The 11,606-nt window shown below is 66.8% G+C and carries 14 protein-coding genes; 7 read left to right on the forward strand and 7 right to left on the reverse strand.

All coding sequences use genetic code 11. The features are described 5' to 3' along the window. Positions 1-200: 200 nt before the first annotated feature. Both WAN02_RS07070 and WAN02_RS07075 read right to left on the reverse strand, forming a co-directional pair. Entirely contained in the window at positions 201-1,442 is a 1,242-nt protein-coding gene (locus tag WAN02_RS07070) for an MFS transporter (protein WP_422263451.1), read from the reverse strand. 41 nt (positions 1,443-1,483) lie between these two features. Continuing rightward, a complete protein-coding gene (locus tag WAN02_RS07075) occupies positions 1,484-1,774 on the reverse strand; it encodes a metal-sensitive transcriptional regulator (protein ID WP_325691413.1) in 291 nt (96 codons plus the stop codon). A 198-nt stretch (positions 1,775-1,972) separates the two neighbouring features. On the opposite strand from WAN02_RS07075, the gene ilvD reads away from it, so the two are divergent. Continuing rightward, on the forward strand, positions 1,973-3,691 hold the full coding sequence (gene ilvD / locus WAN02_RS07080) for a dihydroxy-acid dehydratase (RefSeq protein ID WP_422263452.1): 1,719 nt from the start codon (positions 1,973-1,975) through the stop codon (positions 3,689-3,691). 4 nt (positions 3,692-3,695) lie between these two features. Here ilvD and WAN02_RS07085 read toward each other — a convergent pair whose 3' ends face one another. Beyond that, positions 3,696-4,352, reverse strand: coding sequence for an O-methyltransferase (locus tag WAN02_RS07085; RefSeq protein ID WP_422263453.1), 657 nt, complete (start codon positions 4,350-4,352; stop codon positions 3,696-3,698). Positions 4,353-4,469: 117 nt separating this feature from the next. On the opposite strand from WAN02_RS07085, the gene WAN02_RS07090 reads away from it, so the two are divergent. Continuing rightward, positions 4,470-4,616: a metallothionein gene (locus WAN02_RS07090; RefSeq protein WP_325686393.1), complete on the forward strand. Its 147-nt coding sequence runs from the start codon at positions 4,470-4,472 to the stop codon at positions 4,614-4,616. Here the strand turns inward: WAN02_RS07090 and WAN02_RS07095 are convergent. Genes WAN02_RS07095 through WAN02_RS07105 form a run of 3 tightly spaced genes read right to left on the reverse strand, consistent with a single transcriptional unit; the run spans position 4,613 to position 6,763 of the window. Next, positions 4,613-5,125, reverse strand: a complete 513-nt coding sequence (locus WAN02_RS07095) for a TIGR04338 family metallohydrolase (protein WP_422263454.1) — start codon at positions 5,123-5,125, stop codon at positions 4,613-4,615. The genes WAN02_RS07090 and WAN02_RS07095 overlap by 4 nt on opposite strands. Then, positions 5,122-5,871 carry a DUF2786 domain-containing protein gene (locus WAN02_RS07100; protein WP_422263455.1) on the reverse strand — a complete coding sequence of 250 codons (750 nt, stop codon included), beginning with the start codon at positions 5,869-5,871 and terminating at the stop codon, positions 5,122-5,124. Before WAN02_RS07100 ends, WAN02_RS07095 begins: the two co-directional genes overlap by 4 nt. Before the next feature lie 43 nt (positions 5,872-5,914). After that, a complete protein-coding gene (locus tag WAN02_RS07105; RefSeq protein WP_422263456.1) occupies positions 5,915-6,763 on the reverse strand; it encodes an alpha/beta hydrolase in 849 nt (282 codons plus the stop codon). Between WAN02_RS07105 and WAN02_RS07110 the strand changes: the two genes are divergently transcribed. Together WAN02_RS07110 and WAN02_RS07115 are read left to right on the forward strand one after the other, a co-directional pair. Beyond that, positions 6,711-7,799, forward strand: a complete 1,089-nt coding sequence (locus tag WAN02_RS07110) for a sigma-70 family RNA polymerase sigma factor (RefSeq protein ID WP_422263457.1) — start codon at positions 6,711-6,713, stop codon at positions 7,797-7,799. The genes WAN02_RS07105 and WAN02_RS07110 overlap by 53 nt on opposite strands. 186 nt (positions 7,800-7,985) lie before the next feature. Beyond that, positions 7,986-8,567 carry a dihydrofolate reductase family protein gene (locus tag WAN02_RS07115; protein ID WP_422263458.1) on the forward strand — a complete coding sequence of 194 codons (582 nt, stop codon included), beginning with the start codon at positions 7,986-7,988 and terminating at the stop codon, positions 8,565-8,567. A gap of 17 nt (positions 8,568-8,584) precedes the next feature. Here WAN02_RS07115 and WAN02_RS07120 read toward each other — a convergent pair whose 3' ends face one another. After that, positions 8,585-9,718 carry a dihydrodipicolinate reductase gene (locus WAN02_RS07120; RefSeq protein WP_422263459.1) on the reverse strand — a complete coding sequence of 378 codons (1,134 nt, stop codon included), beginning with the start codon at positions 9,716-9,718 and terminating at the stop codon, positions 8,585-8,587. Between the two features lie 127 nt (positions 9,719-9,845). On the opposite strand from WAN02_RS07120, the gene WAN02_RS07125 reads away from it, so the two are divergent. From WAN02_RS07125 to WAN02_RS07135, 3 genes are all read left to right on the forward strand, one after another. Then, positions 9,846-10,670, forward strand: coding sequence for a MarR family transcriptional regulator (locus WAN02_RS07125; protein ID WP_422263462.1), 825 nt, complete (start codon positions 9,846-9,848; stop codon positions 10,668-10,670). Between the two features lie 4 nt (positions 10,671-10,674). Then, positions 10,675-11,397, forward strand: a complete 723-nt coding sequence (locus tag WAN02_RS07130; protein ID WP_422263460.1) for a pirin family protein — start codon at positions 10,675-10,677, stop codon at positions 11,395-11,397. Positions 11,398-11,424: 27 nt separating this feature from the next. Continuing rightward, the coding region (locus tag WAN02_RS07135; RefSeq protein ID WP_422263461.1) for a hypothetical protein at positions 11,425-11,606 on the forward strand (182 nt) is incomplete at its 3' end.

Genomic DNA, 11,606 nt, shown 5'->3' on the forward strand with positions numbered 1-11,606 from the left:
GCCAAACACCAGCGCAGCGGTCACTCCCACTGCTCTGAACGCAGCGGCCAGAGGACCCGTGGTCCATCGCGACATTTGTATCCCTCCAAGTCACGGTCTAGAGCCAGTATGCAGTAGCGGAGGGCCCAGCTATTAATTCAGCGGTCGGCGCTGGGCACGAAAATGCGTGCGAACCAGCCTGTTGACCTGCAGATTTACCTTTACGGTCGATCCGTGGAGGGGACGTCGAAGAGCTGCCGCTCGGCGGTCATTCCGGCGGCCCCGAGACCGATCAAGACCGCGGACGCGGACAACATCATCAGCATGCCGTGCTCGTAGAACAACCCGCCGGCGAACGATCCGGCCATGATGCCAACTTGAAACGCCGCCATGTACAGCCCGGACGCGCCGTCCGGGTCGTCGGCGCCTGCGCGCATCGCCGCGGATTGCAGCATGGGCGATACTGCGTTGGCGGTGCCGCCCCACAACGCGATCGCGATGATGCCGATCAAAGCCGTGGCTGTCGGGGGCAGCCGGTGCAAGGCCAACCCAGTCAGCACCACGAAGGTCGCCCACAGCGCGATCATGCAGCTGATGGTCGCGGCCCTGGGCCGATGGTCCATCGGTCGGGCCACCAGCGGGATCGCCAACAGGCCCGCGATCCCATAGGTAGCCAGTAGCCAGGCGATATCCGGTCCCCGCACGCCCACCACGTCGCGGACGATCACCGCAAAGAAGGTGTAGGACATGTAGTGCCCGGTGACCGCGACCATGGTGAGCAAGCTCACGATGACCAGTCGCCGATTGCGGTGATGATGCGCACGCCGGCCGACGACTTCCAGCTGGCCCTCGGTCAAGGCCATCACCGGCAGCACGAGCCACGCCGCCACGGTCACCAACGCGGCCACGGCGGTCACCGCCGCGACGGCCACCCGCCAGCTCCACTCCAGGCTGATCGCCGCGGTTGCCGGGCTGCCCACGACCACGGCCAGGCTGATGCCGACGTAAATACTCGTGGTCGCGCGCCCGGAGTGGCTGGCCGGAACCAGCCGAGTGGCGATCGGCGCGATGACCGACAGGATCAGGCCGTGGGTGACCGCCGAGAGCGCCCGGCCGCAGGCCAGCACAACGAAGTTGGGCGCCAGCGCGGAAATGAGCTGGGACGCGGTCAGGCAGGCCAGCGACAACAGCAGCGCGCGGCGTCGGGGCCACTGCGCGGTCCAGCGGACCAGCGGAATCGTGGTGACCGCTGCCACCAGGGCATACCAGGCCAGCAACGTGCCGACCATCGGGATACTGACGTGCAAGTCACGAGCGATCGCGGGCAGCGCGCCGACCGGCAGCAGCTCGGCGGTGACGTAGGTGAAAGCCGCCGCGGCCAGGACGGCCAACTGCACGGCGATTCGGGGAGTCCAGGGCCCGCTCGTAGCGGTTCGCCCTTCGGCGGCACGAGCTGGCCCCACGGCGACTACTCAACCATGCATTGCACGCGGGGCGTTAACGTTCAGGAGCGGACGAGTCGCGCGATGGCAGCGGAGGCTTCGGCCAGCTTCTCGTCAGCCTCGGTCCCGCCTTCGGAGACAGCGCGGGTGACGCAGTGTCCGAGGTGTTCGTCGAGCAGGTTCAGCGCAACCGAACGCAGAGCGTTGTTGGCGGCGCTGATCTGGGTGAGGACGTCGATGCAGTACTTGTCGTCCTCGATCATTTTCGCGATGCCACGCACCTGGCCCTCGATCCGCCGCAAACGTTTGGCGTAGTTGTCTTTCTGCGACGAGTAGCCGTGTGCGGGTGCCATCTGCCCCTCCAAGATCGTGGTCTTCTAATCATGCTCGGGGCCATCACGACGGCGCCGGTGCTGTCACCATTGTCAACGTCGGCTGGTGCTGACGCCACGGCGGCCTGGTACATCGGCGTTTCGCCGGTGCGGCGATCATACCCCGTGGGGGTATTTTAATGATTTTGGCCGACATGGCGCTGCCCGCATACTTGAGCTGTGTCTCATACCAAGCCGGACGGCAACGAAATCATCGACATCAAGCCCCGCAGCCGCGAGGTCACCGACGGCCTGGAAAAGGCCGCTTCGCGCGGGATGTTGCGCGCGGTGGGAATGGACGACGACGACTTCGCCAAGCCCCAGATCGGGGTGGCGTCGTCGTGGAACGAGATCACGCCCTGCAACCTGTCGCTGGAACGGTTGGCCAAGTCCGTCAAGGAGGGCGTGTTCGCCGCCGGCGGCTATCCGCTTGAGTTCGGCACGATCTCGGTGTCCGACGGCATCTCGATGGGCCACGAGGGCATGCACTTTTCCCTGGTGTCGCGCGAGGTGATCGCCGACAGCGTGGAAACCGTCATGCAGGCCGAACGCCTTGACGGATCGGTGCTGCTGGCCGGCTGCGACAAGTCACTGCCCGGCATGCTGATGGCCGCGGCTCGTCTGGATCTGGCCGCGGTCTTCCTGTACGCGGGCTCGATCCTGCCGGGCCGGGCCAAGCTGTCCGACGGCACCGAGCGCGACGTGACGATCATCGATGCGTTCGAGGCGGTCGGCGCCTGCGCCCGCGGCCTGATGCCGCGGGAGGACGTCGACGCGATCGAGCGGGCCATCTGTCCCGGAGAGGGTGCCTGCGGCGGCATGTTCACCGCCAACACCATGGCCAGCGCGGCCGAAGCGCTGGGCATGTCGCTGCCCGGCAGCGCCGCACCGCCGGCGACCGACCGCAGGCGCGACGGGTACGCACGGCGCAGCGGTGAAGCAGTCGTCGGTCTGTTGCGCCGCGGGATCACGGCCCGCGACATCTTGACCAAGGAGGCCTTCGAGAACGCGATCGCGGTGGTGATGGCGTTCGGCGGTTCGACCAACGCGGTGCTGCATCTGCTGGCCATCGCACACGAGGCCGACGTGAAGTTGTCGCTGGCCGACTTCAGCCGAATCGGCGCCAAGGTGCCGCACCTCGCCGACGTCAAGCCGTTCGGCAAGCACGTGATGTTCGACGTCGACCGCATCGGCGGTGTGCCGGTGGTGATGAAGGCGCTACTGGATGCCGGTCTGCTGCACGGTGATTGCCTGACCGTGACCGGGCAGACCATGGCCGAGAACCTGGCGCACATCGCCCCGCCCGACCCGGACGGCAAGGTGCTGCGGGCATTGGACAATCCGATCCATCCCACCGGCGGGATCACCATCCTGCATGGTTCGCTGGCGCCCGAAGGCGCGGTGGTCAAGTCGGCCGGCTTCGACTCCGACGTGTTCGAGGGCACGGCAAGGGTTTTCGAGCGCGAACGGGCGGCGCTGGATGCCCTGGAGGACGGCACCATCACCCACGGTGATGCGGTGGTGATCCGCTACGAAGGCCCCAAGGGCGGACCGGGGATGCGGGAAATGCTGGCCATCACCGGTGCCATCAAGGGCGCCGGCCTGGGCAAGGATGTGCTGCTGTTGACCGACGGCCGGTTCTCCGGCGGTACCACCGGCCTGTGCGTCGGGCACGTCGCACCCGAGGCGGCCGACGGCGGGCCGATCGCCTTTCTGCGCGATGGCGACCGGATCCGGCTGGACGTCGCCAACGGCACCCTGGACGTGCTTGGCGACTCCGACGATTTCGCCTCCCGCCGTGAGGGTTTCACCCCACTACCGCCGCGCTACACGTCCGGCGTGCTGGGCAAGTACGTCAAGCTGGTGGGATCGGCAGCCCACGGAGCAATCTGCGGGTAGCCGCCTACTTCACCAGCGCCATCGCAAAGCCATCCCAGTGCTTGGCTCCCACCGTCTGCAGCACCGCGGTCTGCAGCCCGGGATGCTCACCCATCAGCTCGAGCACCCTTCTCGTCCCGCGCACCACCGCATCCTGATCGGGCGACAGGATCGCGCCCTCCCGAATCACGTTGTCCACCACGATCACTGAACCGGGGTGGGTGAGCTTGACGGCCCACTCCAGGTAGCCGGGGTTGTTTTCCTTGTCCGCGTCGATGAACACCAGGTCGAACGGACCGCCAGTGACGCTCGGCAGGGTATCGAGGGCGGCGCCGACGATCACCTCCACCCGGTCGCCGACACCGGCGCGGTCGATGTTGGCCCGGGCCACCTCGGCGTGCTTGGGCTCGTACTCGAGCGTGGTGACACGACCGTCCGGTCCGGCTCCGCGAGCAAGCCAGATCGTGCTGAAGCCGCCCAGTGTCCCGATCTCCAAGATGCGACGGGCCCCGACCGCGGTGGCGAGCAGGCTCAGGAACTTGCCCTGTTGCGCCGAGACGGCGATCTTCGGCAACCCGGCGGCGTCGCTGTCCTCGAGGGCGGCGGACAACACCGGATCGTCGTGCAGCACGGTGGCGTCCAGATACTCGTCGACTTCAGCGGGGGTTGGCTTGTGGGTCATGGGCCAACGCTAGCCCGGCGGCGATGCATGCCGCCACTGCATTTATCGTCCTTGCCATATACCCCCCAGGGGTATAGTTTGGTCTGTGTCAGGTCCCGATCCAGAAGAGGTGGAGAGATGTCCAACGAAGCAGGCACCCTGTTGAGCTGTGGTCATGACGGCTGCGGCTGCCGCGTTCGCATCGAGGTCGCATGTCACTGCAGCGGCACCGATCAGGCATACATCTGCAAGTGCGGCGACGAGATGGTCGAGGTCGCCAGCTAGCGCACGCCCTCTTTCGCGTACACCACCCGCAGTACGTGCCCGGCCTCGGGCCCCATGACCAATTCGGTCAAGGTGCACAGCGTCGTGACGTACTCCGATCCGTGCGGCGGCTGTGCATCGCAGAGGTGGTGCGCGATTTCGTGCAGCACCACCAGTTCACGCAACGCCCAGCTGGCGTCGTGCTGATCGGGTACCGCGATAATGCCTGTGCCGTCCTGGTTTTCGTAATGCGCTGCGGTCGAGGCCCGTCGCGCCCGCACTCGCAGCGGCGCCACCTTCGGCCACTGTCGTCGCAGTGCCGGCAGGGCCAGCACGTCGTCGACGTAGCGCTGCACCGCGGCCAGCGACCCGAACCGTGCCTCGGGCGGCAGCGTCAACTGCGTGCCGAAGAAGTCCACACTGGTCGAGCCGTGTTCGGCCGCTCGGTCGAACAGCGTCCGCACGAATTCCTCGGCGGCGTAGACCTTCGAGCGCTGCGAGTCCCGCGCGGACGAATCGTCGGCGTTCACCGCTCCAGCGCGCTCCGCGCCCCGGAGAGCTCAGGGCCGCTGCCCAGCCTTGCCCGCTTACCGGCCCGGTCCCCTGCCCGCCGCGCGGCCGACGAATATCCCGCGGTGGCCCGACTGGCCTGCCAGGTGCCCCGCGCCTTCGACGCCGTTCGGTAGTAGTCGCGGAGCTCGATCTCCTTGTTCCGCAGGGCGATTGCCGTGCCGGGCGGACGCCGACGGTCCTTTTTCGCTTCGCGCTGCGTCTGCTCGCGGGCCTCGGCCAACCGATGACCCACCCGGGCCCCGAACGCCAGCTGGAAATTCAGCCGGGCGGTGATCGTCGGGGTCGGCCGGTGTGCGCCTGAGGAGATGTAGGAGTCCGACGCGCGGACCATCTGGACGACCAGGCTGGCGTACAGCGCATGGGTGGCGTCGATGTCCTCGGCGAATCCGTAGGCGTAGACGAACGTCGAGTTGGACGCGACGTCGCAGCGGATGTCATTGGCGGAGGCGATCAGCACGAACAGCTGCACATAGGTCCGCAATCCCTTGGTGCCGGCGGCGCCGATGGTGATCGTGCGCTGCACCGGCGCCTGAGCGGGTGTGCGCTTGTCGGCATGCGAGCGCGCAACCGCGAGGTCGATGGACGTCGCGGTGGCCAGCCGTTGAGCGGCAGACATGAACGCCTCGGCCTCGTGGGCGTTGTCGGTGCCCTCGGCTTGACGCAACAGGGCTGCGATACGCGCCAGCATCTTGTCGTCAGTCATGCCACCAAACTAGGCGAACCGTAAAACTTCTCGGCGCCGCCACTCACAGTCTGGCGTTGATCCACGACACAACGTCGTCGAGGACCTGGTCCTGCTCCGGTTCGTTGAACACCTCGTGATAGAGCCCCGGATAGACCTTGAGCTCGACGTCGGAACTACCCACCGCCGCGACCAACTGGTGGCTGCCCTCGACCGGGATCAGCCGGTCGTCGGATCCGTGCACCACAAGTAGCGGCGCGGTCAGCGCCGGCGCTCGCTGCGGCATCGTCTCGCCGACCAGCAGCAGCGCTCGGCCGATGCCCGCGGGAACCTTGCCGTGATAGACCAACGGGTCGGTGTCGTAGGCGTTCACCACGGCCGGGTCGCGGGACACTGCGCTGGAGTCGAGTGCCTGCATCGGCAAACCCGGCGCGATCGCTCCGATGGTTTTGGCGATCCGGGCCAGCAGCGGCGAGACGGCCGTCTGGGCTGCCACCGCCGGCCCGGACAGCACCATCAAGTCGTAGTCGTCGGGATGCTCGACGCCGTAGGCGAACACGATGCCGCCGCCCATGCTGTGGCCGAGGACGATGCGCTTCGCACCGGGGTGTTCTCTGGCTGCGATGCCGACCAGGGTGTCGAAATCGCCGGTGTATTCGGAGATGTCTTTCAGCAGCACCCGCTTGCCGCCCGAGCGGCCATGCCCGCGATGGTCGAGCGCGTAGGTCACCAATCCCACACGGCCGAACTGCACGGCGACATGGTCGTAGCGACGTGCGTGTTCGCCGAGCCCGTGCGCGAGGATGACCACGCCGCGTGGTGTGGTCCCGATGTCCGCGGGGGCCCAGACGTCATAGACGATGCGCACGCCGTCGACACCGTCGAAGGATCGTTCGGTACGGGTGGTTGCCATCAGGGGCAGCGTAGACCCACCGTCACAGGCAATACGTAAGCTCGGTCCGGTGAGCGTGCTCGCCCGCGAGTTGGCCGATGACGGCAGGAACCATTTCTCTGCCACCGCCGAGCCGTACCGACGTGAACTGCTCGCGCATTGCTATCGAATGACCGGGTCGCTGCACGATGCCGAGGACCTGGTGCAGGAGACCTTGCTGCGAGCCTGGAAGGCCTACGACCGCTTCGAGGGAAAGTCGTCGGTGCGCACCTGGCTGCACCGAATCGCCACCAACACCTGCCTCACGGCGCTGGAGAACCGCCAGCGCCGGCCGCTGCCGACCGGGTTGGGCGCACCCAGTTCGGACCCGACCGCCGAGCTGGTCGAGGGCACCGAGGTGCCGTGGCTCGAGCCGTTGCCCGACACGGCAGGCGATCCGGCTAATCCTTCAACGATCGTCGATACTCGCGAGTCGGTCCGGTTGGCGTTCGTGGCGGCCCTGCAGCATCTGTCGCCCCGTCAGCGGGCAGTGCTGCTACTGCGCGAAGTGCTGCAATGGAAGGCCGCCGAGGTAGCCGATGCGATCGGCGCCAGCACGGCCGCCGTCAATAGCCTGCTGCAGCGTGCGCGGTCCCAACTCGAAGCCGCGGGCCCCAGCGCCGACGACCGGTTGGTGGTGCCCGACTCGCAGGACGCGCAAGACCGGTTGACGCGTTATATCGCCGCGTTCGAGACCTACGACATCAACCGGCTGGTCGAGCTGTTCACCGCCGAGGCGATCTGGGAGATGCCACCATTCGTCGGCTGGTACCAGGGACCGCAGGCCATCATCAGGTTGATTCACCAGCAGTGCCCCGCCGACGAACCCGGCGATATGCGGCTGCTCCCGCTGACCGCCAACGGTCAGCCCGCCGCGGCGATGTACATGCGCGACGGCGACGGCCATGTGCCGTTCCAGCTACATGTGCTGGACCTGCGGGCCGACGGGGTGTCTCGGGTGGTGGCGTTTCTCGACACCGCGCTGTTCGCGAAATTCGGCCTACCGCAACGGCTCTGACGCGCCGACTGGTCGAACGTGAAGTTGCTTTCACGCTGGAGGCCGAGCGTGACGGTGTTTTCACGTTCGAGCCGCAAGGCCCGACCACTTGGTGGCCGGACTCCAAGATCCCAGCGCCGATGAGTTTCGCCGGGGGTTTCAGTCTGTACTCCCGACACGGCATCCACCGCACTCGAGGAGCGCATCATGACCGCTACCTACACCTTCGACGTTTTTTCGAGTCTTGACGGCTTCGGCAGCGTCAGCGGCGGCGACTGGGGCGGGTACTGGGGCAAGCAAGGTCCCGAATTGCTCGACCACCGGCTCGCACTCTACGGCGAGAAGCAGCGAATGGTGATCGGCGCCAACACATATCGGTTGTTCGCGCAGATGCTGGCCGAGAGCACCGACGAGTCCGAGCTGCACGACCCTTGGGTCACCCGGATGAGGCACCTGCCGGCGACGGTCGTGTCGTCCACCCTGGATGGACTTCTCGACTGGCCCGATGCGACCCTCGTGAGCGGCGACGCCGTCGACGTCGTCGCCCGGCTGAAGGCGGAGTCTGAGGTGCCGTTGCGCTCGCACGGCGGCCTCTCGATGAACCGGGCGCTGATGGCCGCCGGCCTGGTCGACCGCGTCCAAGTGACGCTCTTCCCCGTGATCACCGGTCAGACCGGAGACGACCCGATCTTTCGGGGTGCGGCCGACTTCGACCTCGAGCTGATCGAGAGCCGAACGCTCGACGGCAATATCCAAGAGCTCATCTACCGGCCCACCCTGCATGCATGAGTCCTGCCGCAACCGCTCTAGAACAGCCGGCTGTCCGGTGACGGCCCGGCCACCGACCGGACCAGTCCGGCGCCGGTGACCAGCGGCAGATCCAGCGCCGACAGCAGCCCCGGCTGCGCCTGGCAGACCGCCGGGATGGCGTTGACCATCCGGGATGCGCCGGCCATCCGGGCGCCCAGGTCGTGGTCGTGGTCATCGGCCATCTCGAACTCGCAGCGCATGGTCGGCGAGCCCTCGATCTCGACGCGGTAGAGACCGCGGCCGGATGCCGGGCCGTAGCCGAGGTCGCGCGGGGGTATCGAGATGTGCGGCTGCGGCCAGTCGGGTGCAAGGTCGTCGCGCATGCGGGTGACGTGGTCGATGACGAAAGTTGGCTTTCCGTCGACGTATCCGGTCAGGGTGGACCGCATCGCACCGACCGTTCCGGCGGCGATATGCCCGGTGGGCGTGTCGAAGGACTCCTTGGCGACCACCCGCTCGACGTTCTCCTCCAGGTTGTCGATCTTGACGCCCAGCCCAGCAGCGAGCTGATGCACGACCGGCCCCCAGCCGAAGGTGAACATCCCCGGTGCCGCGGCGAATGCGGCGAATTCCGGCGGCTTGCCGAAGCCCAATATCTCGTAGACAGCGTCTTTGTCCGGGTAGGTCGCATAGTTGAACATCTCGGTCACCCGCACCGATTCGATGACCCGTGATACTCCGGTAAGCACAAGCGGCAGAACGTCGTTGGCGAATCCGGAGTCGATCCCGGTGGTCAAGAACGACGCGCCGCCGGCGGCCGCTGCCTCGCGCAGTGGCGCGGTGAACCCCGCGTCGACGCCGTCGGGGTACACCAGCGGGACCACCGAGCACGACACCACGTTCTTGCCCGCGCGCAGGATCGACACCATGTCGTCGATCGCGTCGGCGGGCCGCAGGTTGGCCGCCGCCGCGTAGACCACCGCGTCGGCGTCACCGGACAGCAAGCCCGCGGCATCCTGGGTTGCGATCACCCCGACGGGTTTCGCCCCGCACAACTCCCCCGCATCACGGCCCGCCTTGGCATCGCTGTGGACGACGAGATCGACGAGTTGCAGTTGCGGGTGGTCGATCACCCCGCGCAGGGCGATCAGCCCCATCGAGCCCGGACCCCAGACACCCACCTTGTACATCGCGTCTCCTAATATTAGGAATCCATGAAGTAGATTTAGGACGGATGGTAGGAAGGTCGCCATGGATTCGTCAACAGCGCCGCCGGGCGCGACCGGGCCGGTCAAGTCGCCGCCCACCGGTCGCGTGATGGATGTGCTTGGGTCGCTGTCGGATTCACCGGATGGCCGGACATCGGCCGAGTTGGCCAAAAGCTGCGCGATCAGTACCTCGACCTGCGCGCTGGTGCTCGCCGAACTCGAGCGCCGTAATTGGGTGACCCGACGGGACGATCGCCGCTACACGCTGGGCAGCGGATTGTTCGGGCTGGTGCACGGCTTGAGAGCGCAGTTCCCGCTGCTCGACCGCGGCCGCGAGACGCTCAGCTTTTTGCACACCACGCTGGGTGCGGGCTGCTCGATGTCGAAGATCGGCCAGAGGCATCTCATCACGATCGATGCCGTCGGCCACGGCACCGACGGCGAGCATGCGGTCGGCCAGCGCTTTCCGATCGGTCCGCCGTTCGGCCTGGTCGCGATGGCCTGGCGGGACGAGGACGCGATCAACGGATGGCTGCGGCGGGTGACACCCCGGCTGACTGACGCCGACATCGCCGGTCATCGACTGGTGCTGGCCGAGATCCGCGACCGCGGCTACGGAGCATGGCGGTTCGATGCCGCTCACAGCTCGCTGCATGACCGGCTCGCCGCGGTGCTCGCGTCGTTGGAGCCCACCGCGCAGGTGACGCGAGAGCTCAGCGCCCTGATGACGATCGTGACGCTGCGATCGGTGACGAGTGTTCTTGAAAGCGAGCTGGCGTCAACCGAATTCGTTGTGCTGCCGATCTTCGGCCGGGACGACCAGCCTGAGTATCAGATCGAGATTCACCTGGGCGGCCAAGACGAGCTGGCCTTCGCCGATCTCGACGCCGCCCTGCTGCACGCCCAGGCGTTGTTGAGCCCAGGGGTAGCGTGACCACGTGTCCGACACCGTTGAGATACGGCGTGCCGCCGACCGGGCCGTCACCACAACGTCGTGGCTGCAGTCGCGGCATTCGTTTTCCTTCGGCGATCACTACGACCCGACCAACACCCACCACGGTGTGCTGCTGGTCAGCAACGACGACATATTGGCGCCGGCTGCCGGCTTTGATACCCACCCGCACCGCGACATGGAAATCGTGACCTGGGTGCTGGAAGGATCGTTGGCACATCATGATTCCGCCGGCAATAGCGGCGTCATCTATCCCGGTCTCGCGCAACGGATGTCGGCCGGTGCCGGCATCACGCACTCGGAAAAGAATGCATCCGATACCGAGCCGGTGCGCTTCGTACAGATGTGGGTGCCGCCCGATGAGTCCGGAATCGAGCCCGGCTACCAGCAGCAGGTGGTCGAACACGATCAGCTCGACGGTCGCCTGATGACCATCGCCTCGGGAATAGCGGGCCACCACACCGCGATCACCATCCACAACCGATCGGCCGCGTTGCATGCCGCTCGGTTGCCCGCCGGTGCCGAACTCACCCTGCCGGTAGCGCCGTATCTGCACCTGTATGTCGCCCGGGGCCGGGTGGACGTTGACGAGGCCGTGCTCGTCGACGGTGACGCGGCCCGCATCACCGCGTCGACCGGGGTAGCAGTCGCAGCCCGTGAGGACGCTGAATTGCTCGTCTGGGAGATGCTCGCCGCACTCGGCGACTAGGGTTGGCGCGGACGAAGAGGAGCCGGAATGTCTGAACCGCAAGCCCGTCACACGTCATCCGACGTCGCTAACGGCGACGACGACTCCGCAGCCGCCCACCCTTACGGCTTCACTGGACCGAAAATGACTGGAACAGTGCGCTTTTGGAGCCTCCCGATACTCGTCGCGCTCGCGGTGTTGTCGGCGCTGGCCGCCTTCTATCTCGGTGG

It is taken from the genome of Mycobacterium sp., assembly GCF_049281135.1.
In the GTDB taxonomy this organism is placed as follows: Bacteria; Actinomycetota; Actinomycetes; order Mycobacteriales; family Mycobacteriaceae; genus Mycobacterium.